Source organism: Nocardioides sp. NPDC057772 (assembly GCF_042798075.1).
In the GTDB taxonomy this organism is placed as follows: domain Bacteria; phylum Actinomycetota; class Actinomycetes; order Propionibacteriales; family Nocardioidaceae; genus Nocardioides.
This window is the reverse complement of record NZ_JBHVKN010000125.1, coordinates 1-14,634: the sequence shown is the minus strand read 5'-3', so window position 1 is coordinate 14,634 and position 14,634 is coordinate 1. Positions and strand designations below refer to the sequence as shown.

Annotated in this window: 14 protein-coding genes; 6 read left to right on the top strand and 8 right to left on the bottom strand. The window is 69.5% G+C overall.

What is annotated here, in order from left to right; translation table 11 throughout:
* Positions 1-96: 96 nt before the first annotated feature.
* Entirely contained in the window at positions 97-732 is a 636-nt protein-coding gene (locus ACFVJS_RS18785) for an O-methyltransferase (protein ID WP_378883329.1), read from the bottom strand.
* Positions 733-907: 175 nt separating this feature from the next.
* On the opposite strand from ACFVJS_RS18785, the gene sigE reads away from it, so the two are divergent.
* The 3 genes from sigE (at position 908) to ACFVJS_RS18770 (ending at position 3,478) form a co-directional block, all read left to right on the top strand.
* Positions 908-1,507, top strand: coding sequence for an RNA polymerase sigma factor SigE (sigE, locus tag ACFVJS_RS18780; RefSeq protein WP_378883326.1), 600 nt, complete (start codon positions 908-910; stop codon positions 1,505-1,507).
* Entirely contained in the window at positions 1,504-1,989 is a 486-nt protein-coding gene (locus ACFVJS_RS18775) for a hypothetical protein (protein ID WP_378883324.1), read from the top strand. The genes sigE and ACFVJS_RS18775 overlap by 4 nt, the downstream gene beginning before the upstream one ends.
* 70 nt (positions 1,990-2,059) lie before the next feature.
* Positions 2,060-3,478, top strand: a complete 1,419-nt coding sequence (locus ACFVJS_RS18770; protein ID WP_378883321.1) for a S1C family serine protease — start codon at positions 2,060-2,062, stop codon at positions 3,476-3,478.
* 102 nt (positions 3,479-3,580) lie between these two features.
* Here the strand turns inward: ACFVJS_RS18770 and ACFVJS_RS18765 are convergent, their stop codons facing one another.
* The 3 genes from ACFVJS_RS18765 to ACFVJS_RS18755 form a co-directional block, all read right to left on the bottom strand.
* Positions 3,581-3,841 (bottom strand): helix-turn-helix domain-containing protein, encoded by a 261-nt coding sequence (locus ACFVJS_RS18765; protein WP_045548309.1) that lies wholly within the window; start codon positions 3,839-3,841, stop codon positions 3,581-3,583.
* Between the two features lie 151 nt (positions 3,842-3,992).
* The gene (locus ACFVJS_RS18760; protein WP_378883318.1) at positions 3,993-5,321 is read right to left on the bottom strand and encodes a hypothetical protein; all 1,329 of its coding nucleotides are present in this window, start codon (positions 5,319-5,321) and stop codon (positions 3,993-3,995) included.
* Entirely contained in the window at positions 5,318-5,692 is a 375-nt protein-coding gene (locus ACFVJS_RS18755) for a hypothetical protein (RefSeq protein ID WP_378883315.1), read from the bottom strand. The genes ACFVJS_RS18760 and ACFVJS_RS18755 overlap by 4 nt, the downstream gene beginning before the upstream one ends.
* Positions 5,693-5,851: 159 nt before the next feature.
* Here ACFVJS_RS18755 and ACFVJS_RS18750 point away from each other — a divergent pair, with 159 nt between their 5' ends.
* Together ACFVJS_RS18750 and ACFVJS_RS18745 are read left to right on the top strand one after the other, a co-directional pair.
* Entirely contained in the window at positions 5,852-7,318 is a 1,467-nt protein-coding gene (locus ACFVJS_RS18750) for a wax ester/triacylglycerol synthase family O-acyltransferase (protein ID WP_378883313.1), read from the top strand.
* A 15-nt stretch (positions 7,319-7,333) separates the two neighbouring features.
* Complete coding sequence (locus tag ACFVJS_RS18745) at positions 7,334-7,687, top strand: DUF6912 family protein (RefSeq protein WP_378883310.1); 354 nt, start codon at positions 7,334-7,336, stop codon at positions 7,685-7,687.
* A gap of 1 nt (position 7,688) precedes the next feature.
* On the opposite strand, the gene ACFVJS_RS18740 is transcribed toward ACFVJS_RS18745, so the two are convergent.
* The 3 genes from ACFVJS_RS18740 to ACFVJS_RS18730 all read right to left on the bottom strand — a co-directional run bounded on the left by ACFVJS_RS18740 (position 7,689) and on the right by ACFVJS_RS18730 (position 10,399).
* Entirely contained in the window at positions 7,689-9,275 is a 1,587-nt protein-coding gene (locus tag ACFVJS_RS18740; protein WP_378883307.1) for a lysyl oxidase family protein, read from the bottom strand.
* Positions 9,276-9,398: 123 nt separating this feature from the next.
* Complete coding sequence (locus tag ACFVJS_RS18735) at positions 9,399-9,875, bottom strand: DUF2505 domain-containing protein (RefSeq protein WP_378883305.1); 477 nt, start codon at positions 9,873-9,875, stop codon at positions 9,399-9,401.
* A 50-nt stretch (positions 9,876-9,925) separates the two neighbouring features.
* Entirely contained in the window at positions 9,926-10,399 is a 474-nt protein-coding gene (locus tag ACFVJS_RS18730) for a DUF2505 domain-containing protein (protein WP_378883302.1), read from the bottom strand.
* A 184-nt stretch (positions 10,400-10,583) separates the two neighbouring features.
* On the opposite strand from ACFVJS_RS18730, the gene ACFVJS_RS18725 reads away from it, so the two are divergent.
* Positions 10,584-14,537, top strand: a complete 3,954-nt coding sequence (locus ACFVJS_RS18725; RefSeq protein ID WP_378883299.1) for an NAD-glutamate dehydrogenase — start codon at positions 10,584-10,586, stop codon at positions 14,535-14,537.
* Here the strand turns inward: ACFVJS_RS18725 and ACFVJS_RS18720 are convergent.
* The gene (locus ACFVJS_RS18720; RefSeq protein ID WP_378883331.1) at positions 14,497-14,583 is read right to left on the bottom strand and encodes a hypothetical protein; all 87 of its coding nucleotides are present in this window, start codon (positions 14,581-14,583) and stop codon (positions 14,497-14,499) included. The two genes, ACFVJS_RS18725 and ACFVJS_RS18720, sit on opposite strands and share 41 nt — an antisense overlap.
* Positions 14,584-14,634 lie beyond the last annotated feature (51 nt).

Here is a 14,634-nt window from a genome sequence, read left to right as displayed (position 1 = left end):
TGGTGGATGTGGGTGCGTGGTAGCTCCACACCTCACCCGGAGGTCTTCGTCATGATCCAGCCGACCCGCCGTACCTAACGTCCGTGATCAGAACAGCTAGATCTTGCGGGCGAGAAGGAGGCCGTCGCCCACCGGGAGCAGCAGCGGGATCAGGTCGTCGTTGTCGGCGACCTGCTGGTTGAGCTCGCGGATGGTCGCGGTCTCCTCGTCGCGCACGGCCGGGTCGGCCACGCGGTCGTGCCACAGCGCGTTGTCGAAGGCGACCACGCCGCCGGGTCGCAGGAGGCGCAGGGCCTCCTTGAGGTAGGCCGAGTATTCGGTCTTGTCACCGTCGACGAAGACGATGTCGTAGTGGTCGTCGGTCAGCCGGGGGAGCACGTCGAGGGCGGCACCGGCGATGCACCGCGCCTGCCGCTGGCCGAACCCCGCCTCGGTGAAGCTCTGCCGGGCCAGCCGCTGGTGCTCGGTCTCGATGTCGACGGTGGTCAGGACGCCGTCGGGACGCATGCCCCGCAGCAGCCACAGCCCGGACACACCGGTGCCGGTGCCGACCTCGACGACGTTCTTCGCGTCGAGCACGGAGGCGAGGAAACGCAGCGTGGCACCGCCGCCCGGTCCGATCGGGGCGACTCCGACCTCCTCGGCCCGGGAACGGGCGGCGGCGAGGAGGTCGTCCTCCGCGACGTACTCGTCGGCGTAGGTCCAACTTGCGGTCGAGACAGGGCTGGTCACACCGCAAAACCTAACCTGTTTAGCGCAACGGCGCGGGAACGCCTGATCCAACTTGTGCGTTAGACGGTGACAGGAAGAGGAAAAATAGGAGCCTCACAGGCAACTCTCAGCCCTTCCCGGTCCAGGCGATCTAACGTAGGAGATGTCAGCGATCAGCGAGACAGACAGGAGCACCATGACCGCGGAGCCCACGACCCAGACCCCGACTGCGGAGCCGGGTGTGCCGTCGTGGGACGAGATCGTGGAGAAGCACTCCGACCGGGTCTACCGGCTCGCATACCGCCTCACCGGCAACCGCCCCGACGCGGAGGATCTCACCCAAGAGGTCTTCGTACGCGTCTTCCGCTCTCTCGACACCTACAGCCCCGGCACCTTCGAGGGCTGGCTGCACCGGATCACCACCAACCTCTTCCTCGACCAGGCCCGCCGCAAGCAGCGGATCCGCTTCGATGCCCTGTCCGACGAGCGTGCCTCGCGCCTGACGAGCAACGGCCCGACGCCCGACCTGGCCTACACCGACCAGCGCTTCGACGACGACATCGAGCGCGCGCTGGCCACGCTGCCGCCCGACTTCCGGGCAGCCGTCGTGCTGTGTGACGTGGAGGGGCTCTCCTACGAGGAGATCTCCGAGATCCTCGGTGCCAAGCTCGGCACCGTCCGCTCGCGGATCCACCGCGGCCGGGCGATGCTCCGTGACGCTCTTGCCCACCGCGCCCCGCGCGGCGGACGACTTCGTTACTCCGGGCCCAAGGTGTTGTGGGGCGGGGCTTCATGAGTCTTTTGGGCAACCACCTCGGCGCGCGGACCAGCGCGCTTCTCGACGGCCAGCTCCCCGAGGCGGAGGAGGAGCGGGCCTGGGCACACGTGCACCAGTGCTGCGCCTGCCGCCGTCTGGTCGAGCGCGAGAGCTGGCTCAAGCGGCGCCTCGCGGGGCTCAGCGTCGATCCCGGCGTCTCGGCCCCGGCAGACCTGAAAGGGTCGCTGCGCGGCGGCGCCATCGCCGCCGCCTCGGTGTGGCCCGCCGACGACCCTTCGACAAGCTCAGGACATCGCCTCGGCGAGAACTACTCCGACCCGCGGTCGGTGCGGCGTACGTTGGTGATGGTCGCCGCCGGTGGCGGTGCTGTCGGCGCCGCCGTGTTCGGCATGTTCGCCTTCGCCGCCGCGCCCGCGGACGCCCCAGGCCCCAGGAACCTCCCGGTCACCTCGGTCACCCAGGTCCCGGGTGCCCCGGTCGTCGCCCACGTACGCCGCTGACCGAGTGCTTGGCGACGCGACACGAGACCCGGGCTGCCCATAGTTGGGGCGAGTGGGAAGAATGGGTCCTGTGACGCAGGAACCACAAGACGACCAGTCGCGGCCGATCTCTCGTTGGGCGCCACCGACCAGCTCGCCCGACGTGCCCCCGGCCGGGCAGTCGTCCCCCGACAACGTCGTCGATGACGAGCGCGACACGGCCGAGGTGCCGCTGCAGAGCGTGCCGAGGCCCGCCATCGCGCCGGCGCCGACCGCCTACTCCGCTCCGCTGCCGCCCGCGCTGCTGCCCGCGCCTCCGCCTCCGCCGGGTGCGTCCCTTCCGGGTTTCGACGGCCCGCCGGCTCCGTCGCCCGCCGCACCCGCCCGGTCCGACTCGACGCCGCGCCGGCGCGTTCCTGGCCCCATCTGGGCGCTCGCGGCCGCGGTCGCGTTCCTGCTCGGCGTGGTGGGAGGTTATGCCGGCGGCGTGCTCGAGGACCAGGACGACATGTCGAGCCTGGCCGGCGGTGGGCTCGATCCGGGCTCGATCGAGACCGACGCGCCCCTGGCGGCCGACGACGCCAGCATCGTGAAGGTGGCCGCGACGCTGCTGCCCTCGACGGTGCAGATCTTCGCCGAATACCAGGGCGTCGAGGACGCCGCGACCGGCTCCGGGTTCGTCTTCGACCGCAAGGGTCACGTGGTGACCAACAACCACGTGGTCGCCGACGCGGCCAAGGCCAAGGGCAGCATCGAGGTGGTCGACCACAAGGGTCGCCGCTACAAGGCCGACGTGGTCGGGCGCAGCGCCGTCTACGACCTCGCAGTGCTCGACGTCCCGGAGGTCAGGGAGCTCGAGCCTGCCTCGCTGGGGAGCACGTCGCGGCTGCGGATCGGGGAGGGCGTCGTGGCCATCGGCTCGCCCCTGGGTCTCAGCTCCACGGTGACCTCCGGCATCGTCAGCGCGCTCCAGCGTCCGGTGAGCACCGGCCAGACCGAGGACGACACCTCCTACATCAACGCCGTCCAGACCGACGCCGCGATCAACCCCGGCAACTCCGGCGGTCCGCTCGTCAACCTCGTCGGTCAGGTCATCGGGGTGAACTCTGCGATCGCAACCGCGGGCGGGGGAGAGGGGGGCGAGGGCGGCAGCATCGGCGTTGGCTTCGCGATCCCGATCGACCAGGTCAAGGTCACCGCCGCGCAGATCCTGAAGACCGGCAAGGCGACCTATCCGATCGTGGGCGCCTCGGTCGACGTGCAGGCCGTCGACCACAACGGTGCCCTGATCTCCGTGGTGGAGGCGGGTTCGCCGGCGGCAGCCGGCGGACTCAAGGACGGTGACCGGGTCACCAAGGTCGGAGACGTCACCGTCACCGACGGGATCGGCATGATCGTCGCCATCCGCGCCCACCAGCCGGGGGAGACGGTCGAGTTCACCGTGATGCGCAACGGCGCTCGCCACGAGCTGAAGATCAAGCTGGAAGCACAGACCGAGAACCTGGCCTGACCGACGGCCACAAGACGCGAAGAGCTGCTCGGCACATGTGCCTGGCAGCTCTTCGCGGTGTTGTGGGGAAGGTTTAGTTGTGGGGGGTGAGGATGCTGTGACTCAAGAAGCGTCCGGCGTGGCGGCAGGCGCAGCGCCCTCGGCCTCGACGAACGGGTGGTCGGCCACGAAGGCCTTGGTCTGCGAGTACATGTCATCGATGAACTTCTCGAGGACGCTGGACTCAACGCGCCACTGGCCGCGACCGCCGATCTTGATAGCGGGCAGCTCACCACGGCGGACAAGGGCGTAGACCTGTGCGCTCGAGGTGTTGAGGACCTCGGCCACGTCGGCAAGAGTCAGGAAGCGGGGGGTACCAGACATAAGTATCAGTCTCCCAGACTCTGCAAGCGGCCGTAAACCAGGGCGCAAACCTGTTAGCCCGCTTTAGGTAGTGTTGCGCTGCTTTGTGGATGCGTGGTGGGTGAACCGTGAAGCAGAGATGCGCTAGTGGTCTGAGCCGAGGCGATGACCACTAGGCAGCGAACAGCAGATACAACCCACCAACAGTGAAGCCGACCATCGTCACCAGAAGCGGCACCTGCCCCGTCACCAGATGCTGCTTCGGAAGCACCTGGAGCGCCCGGATGTGGGCCGACCACACGCCGAGCACGTGGCCGATGATCACCGCCGCCACCTTGATGACGGCCAGCAGCGTGGCGTGGAAGGCGAAGAAGTAGGAGACCGGCAGGTCGGCAGTGCCGAACCAGTCGCCTCCGTTCCCGAGCGGATCCGAGGCGTTGCGCAGCGTCGCCAGCCCGCTCTCCCAGAAGTAGCTGAGGTAGTGGGCCACCACGTAGCCGACGATGATCGGCACGATCGACGGCGCCAGCTCGGCGGGCAGGGCCCGGCGCGGCACGTCACCGACACCGGTCAGCATGGTCCCGACGCAGTAGAACCCGGCCACGATCAGCGGGAACGAGATCAGCGCGAGGTTGCTGATCAGGTAGGCGGTGGCGCCCGAGATCTCCGGGCTCTGCACGATCTGCAGCCACGGCGGTGACTCCCGGTAGGAGTCGTAGACGATGGTGCCGAAGAGCACCGAGACGACCGCGACCAGGCCCGGGGCGGGGCGCAGGGTGTCGAGGTTGCCGAGCGGGGTGCGCAGGACCAGGTTGCCGGCCTGCGTACGTCCCCACACCGACAGGCGCGCGGTCAGCGACGAGTAGACCTCGAACGGGTCGCAGCGCTCCAGGAACTCCTCGCCGAAGAGCACGCCACCGAGGATCATGACCGCCAGGTAGACGGCCAGCCAGAGGCGGACGGGGCCGAGGTAGTTGTTCTCCGGGTAGACCAGCTCGAGCCAGGCGAAGGCGAGCAGCGTGAACGCCGCGGGCCAGTAGCCGAGCCGCTCGGGCAGACGGAGCGGCGGACCGCCGGCGCCGCGCAGCCAGGAGAGTCCGGCCACGAACGTGCGGGCCGGGCTGATCGCCTTGAAGACCGGTCCGAAGAGGAGCGAGAACGGCACCAGGCCGACCCACAGCCAGACGTACGTCATCCCGAAGATGGGGTTGAGCGCGTTGTCGGAGCCGGCGAAGGCGACCAGCACGAAGTAGGCGAAGATCAACAGGCCGACGACGCGCCACAGCGCCGTCCAGGCGGGAGAGTCGACGACACGCCCGAGACGGGGGACGGGCCACCCGCGCGGGTTGCGTACGCCGACGACCTCACCTTCGGCGGCGCGCCTGGTCGTCAGCACCAGGAGCCCGAAGGAGACGACCAGGGCGAGGACTGCGCCCGCGATGACGTACTCGAGCGGCAGTGGGAGGTCCTGGCGACCGCCCACGCCGTGGGTGAGGATCACTTGACCTCGAGGGTGACGATGGTCTTGCCGAGCGTGTGCGACTCGACCACGAACTGACCAGGGATGTCGAACGTGCCCAGGCTGATCCGGGTGGTGCCGACGCCGTAGGCGGCTGACTGCGCCGGGTCGGAGTGCACGTGGATCTCGCCGGCGGCGTCGGCGGTCACGTCGAGCTCTACGCTGTGGCCGAGCGGGACGTCGACCTGGGTCCCGTGCGGATCCACGGAGCCATCGGAGAAGTTGATCGCGACGACCACCGGGTCGCTGTCGGTGCTGGGCTCGGTGGCGACGTCGTTTCCGCAGGCGGTCGTGAAGGACGCGATCCCGCAGATTGCTGCCACGACCGCGATGATCCGGGCCGTGAGGCGCATTACTCCCCCGTTTCGTGGGCTAAGTTCAAGCTGGCTTCTGCCACAATCGCACATGAACCAAAGAGGGGGCTGAGAGGGTATGAGCGAGCTCCAGCGAGCGACCACAGGCCTCAGGCCGCCGCGCCCGGACGATGGCGCTTGCGCTACGGGGGCGGCGGCATGAGCGAGCGTCAGCGAGACCGGCTCCGACCGCGTGAGGTGGCCTACCTGGACGGGGAGACGCTAGCGGTGCCGCACCAGGTGGCGAGCATCGAGCTGATCGAACCCAAGCCGGAGGGCTTCGACTACGGCGCCTTCCTCGAGCACGTCGAGGACCGGCTCGCCTTCGTGCCCCGCTACCGCCAACGCGTCCGCGTCGTGCCCGGCCGCATCGCCTACCCGGTGTGGGCGGACGACGACCGGTTCGACCTCACCTACCACGTACGCCGCTCCGCGCTGCCCCGCCCGGGCTCGATGGACCAGCTCCTCGATCTCGCCGGCCGGATCGTCTCCCGGCCTCTGGACCGCTCCCGGCCGCTGTGGGAGCTGTACGTCATCGAGGGACTGGCCGGTGACCGGGTCGCGCTGGTCACCAAGACCCACCAGGCGCTGGTGGACGGCGCCGAGACGGTCGACCTGGTCCAGCTCCTGCTCGACGACAAGCCCGAGGTCGGACCGGTCGTGCCCGACCTGTGGGAGCCGCCGGAGCCGCAGTCGAGCGCGCGCCTGGTCGCGGGCGCGGTCTTCGACGCGGTCACCTCGGTCAGCGGCCTGACGGCCTCGGCGCGCAGCCTGGGCGGCTACGCGCTCGGACGGGTCACCGGCGTCGCCAGAGACTTCCAGAACGTGGGGGCCGGCATCGCCCGCGCCCTCACCCGCAGGGCTCCGGAGCGGCAGACGCCGCTCAGCGGGGTGCTGTCCCAGCAGCGGCTGGTGGTCACGCTGCAGGCCGACCTGTCCGACTTCCGCCGCATCCGCGACACCCACGGTGGCACCGTCAACGACGTCATCCTCGCTGCCGTCACCGGCGGTCTGCGCGCCTGGCTGATGACCCGGCAGCAGTCGCTCGCCGGCGTACGTCAGGTGCCGGCGCTGGTGCCGGTCTCGGTGATCGACGAGGAGCTCGATCCGACCCAGCTCGGCTCCGCGGTGGCCCCCCACTTCGTGGTGCTCCCGGTCGCGGAGCCGTCGCCGGTGGTCCGGCTCCATCAGGTGTCCTACTCCTTCGAGCAGCACAAGGCGAACGCCCGCACGGTCAGCGCGCAGCGGCTGGCCGGGATCAGCGGCTTCGCCCCGGCGACCTTCCACGTGGTCGGCTCCCGGGTGGCCGCCGAGAGCGAGCACGACTACCTGCTCTCGGTGTGCAACGTGCCCGGTCCGCAGGAGCCTCGCTATGCCGCCGGCTCGCGGCTGGTGGCCTCCTATCCGATCCACCCGCTGACCGAGGGGCACACCCTCGCGATCGGGGTGACCTCCTACGACGGCCAGGTCTTCTTCGCGATCACCGCCGATCGCGACCTGGTGCCCGACGCCTCGCTGGTCGGGCAGTGCATCAGCGAGGCCCTCGACGAGCTGCTCGACACCGTCTCCGGCCGCCGCTTCCGCGCTCCTCGGGGCCTGCGCGTGGTCAAGAACTCCGGCGAGTGAGGCAGAATCCCGTCTGTGACCCGCATCTACGTACCTGCCACGCTCGCGCTCCTCGCTGACTGGTACGCCAAGGGCGAGCTGCCCGGCACCGCCGACGGCTACGCCGCCCCCGACGACAGCGAAGAGGCCGAGTACGCGGCCCTGATGAGCGCCGCCGACGACTCGGCGGCGCTCCTGGACGGCCCCGGGCGCCGGGTCGTGGTCGTCGTCGACGCGCCGGACGCGCGCGCCCATCATCTGGAGAGCCAGGTCGTCCCGCTCAAGCTCGTCGCCGCGGTCCACGCCGACCTGGCAGATCGCCCGGCCGACGCGGACCCCGACGAGGACCTGGGCTGGTTCGCGACCCAGGAGATCCCCCACCTGATCTAGATCACTCCTCCTCGCCCCACCAGGTCTCGGTGTCGACACCCTGGTAGGGCGGGACCTTGACGGTGCGGGCGCCGGCCTTGCCGCCGATGATGATGGTGCGGTAGCTGACGTTGTTCGACCGCGTCCGCTCGTAGAGGTTGCCGTCGGGGTTGACGGTGACCTTGATCCGGTACGTACCGTTCTTGACCTTGGTGAGGTCGAAAGCCTGGGTCTGCGACTGGTTGTAGGTGTCACCCCAGCCCGAGGGCAGGGCCTCCCGCAGCCAGAGCGCGGACTTCTCGCCACAGGCCGACTCCAGGCCGGTCTGGCCCGGCCGCAGGGTCGCTCCCGGCACGGTCAGGTCCACCGGGTCGGTGGGCACCAGGCACCACGACTGCTTGCCGCTGGTCGTGACGACCTTGTCCTTGGCGTCGACCAGCTCGTACTTCGCGAAGTCGAGGAAGTGCCAGTGGTTGTGCTCCGGGGCCTCGTGGAACTCCATCGTGCCCGTCCGCTTCACCCCGACCTGCTTACCGTCGCGGTAGAACATCTGGTAGGCGTCCATCACCGGTGTCGTGCCGCGGCGGAAGCCCTCGACGATCATCGGCGCCGGTCCGGCGTTCCACTCGTTGGCGGCGAAGTTGAGGCGGTCGACGCCCTGTTCGTCGACGGCCGTCGAGATCTGCCAGGCGGGCACGGAGACGAGGTCGGGCAGGGTGTCCTTCGTGGGCTTGCCCGGCTTGATGGAGCCGAGGGCGCCGCCCAGCGGGAGCCGGCCGCGGCCGTTCTCGTTGCCCTCCAGCAACTCTCGCGGCACCACGGTGCGGGCGCCCTGGTCGTCGTCGGCTCCGTGGGCCGCCATGATGCCCATGCCCTCGCCTTCACCGCCCTCACAGCCACCCTGGGGGCAGCCGTCGACGATGACCAGGTCCTGCTTGGCCGTGCGGCTGGCCTTCGGCAGCCCGAGGAAGTCGGCTACCGCCTTGCTGACGCTCATCGTCATGGTGAGCCGGGTCTCGCCCTTGGTCTGGAACTCGAGGTCGGAGACGGTCGGGACCGCCATGCCCCGCTCGATCCCGTACAGGACGCCCTTGGTGAACCAGTTGCCGCCGCAGAACTCGGGGTAGACCGGACCGGTGGCGCCGTCGGTCTGCACCCGCTGCCGGTCGTAGCCGCCGGGGCACAGCGGCCGGGTGTCGTCGAGGATCACCTTGCCGGACTTGTTCTTGAGGGTGACCCGGAGGCCGTCCTTGAAGCCCTTCATCCCGTCGACGATCGCGGCCGGCGCGGTCGTGGTGGTGCGCTTCTTGCCACGGATGACGGTCTTGGTCAGCTTGACCGGCTCGTCGTAGGCCGCGTGGCTCGCACGGAACTCGAAGGCAGCGTCATAGGCGGCCAACCAGACCGACGGCTGGACGTACGCCGTCCCTTCCCAGGCGTCCACCTCGACGGTGTCGGAGGCGGCGACGAGCTTCAGCATTCCCTTGCCGGTGGTGCCGCTCGCGGCGCCGGAGTTGGCCGTCACCGTCGTGGTGACGACGAGTGCGGCTGCCACCAGCCCGATGCCGGCCGAGACCAGCTGCCGCGTGCGAGTACGAGGTTTTACCATCGAGATCCCCTCCTGAGTGGCCCGAATCCCTCCTGATCCGAGACCTGACAGCGGGAACTTATTGCCCGCCGCATATGGGGACGGTTGACTTTTCAGTCCGGTTGCACCAGATCGGTGAGTTTTTCAGCGCGAAAGGTACGCCGCGCCGACCGCCTGCTCGAGGTCGAAGGCCTTGAGCATCAGCTCCTCGACGTACTCCTCGAGCTTGGCGCCCACCAGCGGGACCGGCACCTTGATGTTCAGCCGGACGCTCTCCGTGGTGCGACCGTCGGACTCCGACAGGGAGATGTTGCCGCGCAGGGTGGCCAGGCCGCCGGGGACGGTGATGTCGACGACCGCGACGGTGTCGGAGGACCAGACCTCGTTCTGATGGACGGTGAGGTCCCCGGTGATGATGCGCTTCGCGAAGGAGGGTACGCCGACGGTCGACTGCACCCGGTCTATCCGGACCTCGCGCGGCGCACCGCCGATGGTCACCCGACGACGGAGTGCGCCCTGGGCGTCGGCGACCTGCTCCCGGAAGCCGGGATCGGCGAGCATCGCGGACACCTCGCCCATACGGGCGTCGTAGACGAGCTCGTGCTGAAGGGTCGTCGTCATTGCCGAATCCTTTGGGGCTCTGCTGCGGGTTGGGACGGGGACGAGGTGGCTCAGCCGGCGAGCCAGCGGGTGCCCACCTCGTGCTCCTTCTCGAGCGCCTTCTTGAAGATCGAGAGGATGAGGTCCTCCAGCTTTCCGCTGACCAGAGGCACATTCACGGTCGCGGTCAAGGTGACGGTCTCGATGGTCCCGGCGCCGTTCTCGGCCAGTCGAGCGGTGCCGGCGAGGGACCCGGGTTTACCGGGCAGGGTGAGCTTGAGGTCACCGGAGGTGAAGTCGGAGGACCAGATCTCGTCCTGGTGCACCTCGATGGTGTCGCCGACGAACTTCTTCGCGAACCCGGGCACGCCGCTGACCGCCTGTTCGTAGCGGATGCTCACCGTCGATCCGGTGATCGCCACGCTCTTGGAGAGCGCGCGCTGCGCGTCGCAGACCTGCTCGCGGAACGTCGCGTCGGCGAGCATCCCGGAGACGGCTGCGACCGGGGCGTCGTAGGCCAGGTCGACCGACAGCTTTTTGCTCATGACCACACATCATGACGCCTACATGGTCCGGAGTCACCAGTGATGCGGCCGAGAGAACCGACACATTCTTCGAGTATGCTCTTTACCGGGGCGTCGACGGTCGGCCACCGGCCTATGACTCACATCGGCGATTCCTTCGGATGCTGCGGCCTATCCGGAGCCCTGCCGGGATACCGTGAGAGGTGTGTCAACGGAGACGCATATCAAACCTGTCCAAGCTCCGCAGAACGTCCAGCAGTTCCGCCTGCCGAGCACCACCTATTTCCGCCACGTAGCCCCCGAGGAGCTCACCGGTCGCAGCGAGGCTGACCTCGCCGGCGCGGTGGGGTCGCATCTGGCACTGGCAGCCAGACGCCCGCAAGGCACCGCCGCCGTGCGCATCCTCACCCCGACCAGCGCCGCAGACGGTTGGTCCGCCGGAGGCCGCAGTGTCGTCGAGATCGTCGTCGACGACATGCCCTACCTCGTGGACTCGGTCAAGACCGAGCTCTACCGTCGCGGCCTCGACGTCCATCTGGTCGTCCACCCCGTCATCGACGTCGCTCGTGACGTGACCGGCGCGCTCGAGGGGGTGAACGAAGGCGACATCCGCGAGTCCTGGATGCACATCGAGATCGACCGTCTCGCCCCCGACGCCGCGAAGGAGATCGTCGCGGGCCTGGAAGGCATCCTCGAGGACGTACGCGAGGTCGTCGAGGACGAGCCGAGGCTGCACCGCCGGCTGGCGGAGATCGCGGCCGGCCTGCGCTACACCCCGCCCAACAGCGTCCCGCGCGAGGAGGCCGCCGAGGCCGCCGAGCTGCTGGCCTGGCTGGCCGAGGACCACTTCCTGCTGACCGGCTACCGCGAATACCGCCTCGACGGCGACTACCTGCGCGGCCGCTCCGGCACCGGCCTCGGCATCCTGCGCGCCGACCCGCCGCAGGCCCCCGACCACGGCAAGATGCCGCCGAAGGTCGCCGCCCATGCCCGCGACAAGGTCATGCTCGTCCTGGCCAAGGCCAACTCCCGCTCGACCGTCGGGGAGCCCGCCTACCTCGACCACGTCGGCATCAAGATCTTCAACGGCGCCGGTGAGGTGATCGGCGAGCACCGCTTCCTCGGCCTGTTCACCACCAAGGCTGCCCGGGAGTCGGTGACCCGGATCCCGGTCGTCCGCGGCAAGGTCGCCGCGGTCCTCGACCACACCGGCTACGACCGCCGCAGCCACACCGGCAAGGCCATGCTCGACGCGATGGAGTCCTACCCCCGCGAGGAGCTCTTCCACGCCTCCACCGAGGAGCTGACCTCGCTCGCCGAGGCCGCGCTCGGAGCGATCGAGCGCCGCATCCTGCGGGTGGCCGTCCGGCCCGACACGTACGGCCGCTACGTCTCGGTGCTCGTCTCGCTGCCGCGTGACCGTTACAACACGACGGTCCGCGAGCGGTTCTCGAAGGTGCTCCTCGAGGCCCTCGACGGCACCGACCTGGAGTTCACCGTACGCATCAGCGAGTCGACCACCGCCCGCGTCCACTTCGTGGTGCACGGCACCACCGAGTCGCTGGGCACGGCTCTGGACACCCCCGGCCTGGTCGACAGCCTCGAGTCGCGGCTGCGCAAGGCTGCCCGGAGCTGGCGCGACGATCTCGTCAGCGCGGTCATCGCCCACGCGGGCGAGGAGGGCGCGGCGCGGCTCTCGCACGTGCTCGACGCGTTCCCCGAGGCCTACAAGGAGGACTTCGACGCCGACACCGGCGCCGCCGACCTGACCCGTCTGGAGCTGCTCTCGCACCAGGGCGAAGCGGTCGACTTCTCCTTCTACAAGGACCCGGAGAGCCCCGGTGGGTTCCGGATCAAGATCTTCCGCACCGGTGGCCCGCTGTCGCTGTCTCTGATGCTCCCGATCCTGTCCTCGTTCGGCTTCGAGGTCACCGACGAGCGGCCCTACGACCTCGAGGCCGTCGGCACGTCCGGCTCGGAGGAGTGGTTCATCTACGACTTCGGCCTGGCCTACTCCGGCATCCCGGCCGGCACGCCCACGCAGCTGGTCGCCGCGCTCCACCAGGCCTGGTCCGGACGCAGCGAGATCGACGGGCTGAACGCGCTCGTCCTGGAGGGGCTCGACCACCGCCAGGTCAGCATGCTGCGCGCGTACGGCCGCTACCTGCGCCAGGCCGGCACCCCGAGCTCGTTCTTCTCGATCGGTAACGCACTGTGCACCAACCCGGGCATCGCCCGGCAGATCGTGGAGCTGTTCGAGACCCGTTTCGACCCCTCGCTCACCACGCGTGACGAGACGAAGCGGGCCGAGGCGATCATCGAGGCGCTCGATGACGTCGCCAGCCTCGACCAGGACCGGATCCTGCGCAGCTACGTCAGCGCGATCCTGGCGACGACGCGGACGAACTACTACCGCGGGCGCGACTATCTCTCGTTCAAGTTCGACCCGCAGCAGCTGCCCGACCTGCCGCTGCCACGGCCGGCCTACGAGATCTTCGTCTACTCGCCCGACGTCGAGGGCGTGCACCTGCGCTTCGACACCGTGGCCCGTGGCGGGCTGCGGTGGAGCGACCGGCGTGACGACTTCCGCACCGAGGTGCTCGGGCTGGCGAAGGCGCAGCAGGTCAAGAACACCGTGATCGTGCCGGGTGGCGCGAAGGGTGGCTTCGTCCCCAAGGGCGGCGTGGCCGGTCCGGACGCCTACGTCACGTTCCTGCGTGGCCTCCTCGACGTCACCGACAACCGGGTGGACGGCCGTGTGGTGCCGCCTGCCGACGTGGTGCGCCACGACGCCGACGACTCCTACCTGGTCGTCGCCGCCGACAAGGGCACTGCGACGTTCTCCGACCTGGCCAACTCGGTCGCGGCGGAGTACGACTTCTGGCTCGGCGACGCGTTCGCCTCCGGCGGCTCGGCGGGCTACGACCACAAGGCGATGGGCATCACCTCGCGGGGTGCCTGGGTCTCGGTGCAGCACCACTTCAAGCGGCTCGGCATCGACCCGCAGGTCGACGAGATCACCGCGGTCGGCGTCGGCGACATGTCCGGCGACGTCTTCGGCAACGGCATGCTGCGCTCGGACCGCATCCGGCTGGTGGCCGCCTTCGACCACCGCCACATCTTCATCGACCCGACGCCCGACGCGGCGACCAGCTTCCAGGAGCGGAAGCGGCTCTTCGAGATGCCCCGGTCGACCTGGGAGTCCTACGACACCTCGCTGATCTCGGCAGGTGGCGGCGTCTGGTCGCGGCAGCTGAAGTGGGTGCCGATCAGTCCCGAGGTGCGCGAGGCGCTCGGCCTGGCGACCGACGTCAAGCGGATGACGCCGCAGGAGCTGATCAGCGCGATCCTGCGGGCGCCGGTCGACCTGCTGTGGAACGGCGGGATCGGGACGTACGTCAAGGCGTCCAGCGAGACCGACGCCGATGCCGGGGACCACGCCAACGACGGGGTCCGGGTGGACGCCGCGGAGCTGCGGGTCCGCGTCGTCGGTGAAGGCGGCAACCTGGGCATCACCCAGGCCGGCCGGGTCGAGTTCGCTCGCAAGGGCGGCCTGATCAACACCGACGCGATCGACAACTCCGCCGGTGTCGACACCTCCGACCACGAGGTCAACCTCAAGATCCTGCTGGACCGAGAGGTACGTGCCGGCTCGCTGACGCTGGCCGCGCGCGACGAGCTCCTCGAGGAGATGACCGACGAGGTCGCCGCGCTGGTGCTGGCCGACAACGAGGCGCACAACGTGACCCTCACCCGTGCGGTGGCCTCGGCGCCGCAGCTCCTGGAGGCTCACGAGCGACAGATCGCGGAGTGGGTCACCGCCGGCGTACTCGACCGTGACGTCGAGGGCCTGCCGTCACCGACCGAGGTCGCCCGCCGCCTGGAGGCAGGGGAGGGGCTCACCGCGCCCGAGCTGGCCGTCGTGCTCGCCTGGACCAAGATCGAGCGCCGGCGCGAGCTCGTCGCCGAGGGCCTTCCGGACCCGGCCGAGGACCCGGAGATGACGGAGCGCCTGGTGGCCTACTTCCCGGCCCCGATCCGGGAGCGGTTCCCCGAGGCCATCGTGGATCACCCGCTGCGGCGGGAGATCTGGGCGACCTCGGTGGTCAACGAAGAGGTCAACCACGCCTTCGGGCGGCTCGGCGAGCCGTCACGGTGAGCACGGTGCCCGCGAGCATGAGCGAGAGGCCGAGCGCGGCGAACATCCACGACGGGCCGCCGGTCTCGGGCAGCGCGCTCTGAGGTGAGGTCTCCGT

What these genes read in the sequence shown, in the direction of transcription:
- sigE (WP_378883326.1), top strand. Translation starts at nt 908, where the DNA reads ATGACCGCGGAGCCCACGACCCAGACCCCGACTGCGGAGCCGGGTGTG.
- ACFVJS_RS18775 (WP_378883324.1), top strand. Translation starts at nt 1,504, where the DNA reads ATGAGTCTTTTGGGCAACCACCTCGGCGCGCGGACCAGCGCGCTTCTC.
- ACFVJS_RS18765 (WP_045548309.1), bottom strand. Translation starts at nt 3,841, where the DNA reads ATGTCTGGTACCCCCCGCTTCCTGACTCTTGCCGACGTGGCCGAGGTC.
- ACFVJS_RS18755 (WP_378883315.1), bottom strand. Translation starts at nt 5,692, where the DNA reads ATGCGCCTCACGGCCCGGATCATCGCGGTCGTGGCAGCAATCTGCGGG.
- ACFVJS_RS18750 (WP_378883313.1), top strand. Translation starts at nt 5,852, where the DNA reads ATGAGCGAGCGTCAGCGAGACCGGCTCCGACCGCGTGAGGTGGCCTAC.
- ACFVJS_RS18740 (WP_378883307.1), bottom strand. Translation starts at nt 9,275, where the DNA reads ATGGTAAAACCTCGTACTCGCACGCGGCAGCTGGTCTCGGCCGGCATC.
- ACFVJS_RS18735 (WP_378883305.1), bottom strand. Translation starts at nt 9,875, where the DNA reads ATGACGACGACCCTTCAGCACGAGCTCGTCTACGACGCCCGTATGGGC.
- ACFVJS_RS18730 (WP_378883302.1), bottom strand. Translation starts at nt 10,399, where the DNA reads ATGAGCAAAAAGCTGTCGGTCGACCTGGCCTACGACGCCCCGGTCGCA.
- ACFVJS_RS18720 (WP_378883331.1), bottom strand. Translation starts at nt 14,583, where the DNA reads ATGTTCGCCGCGCTCGGCCTCTCGCTCATGCTCGCGGGCACCGTGCTC.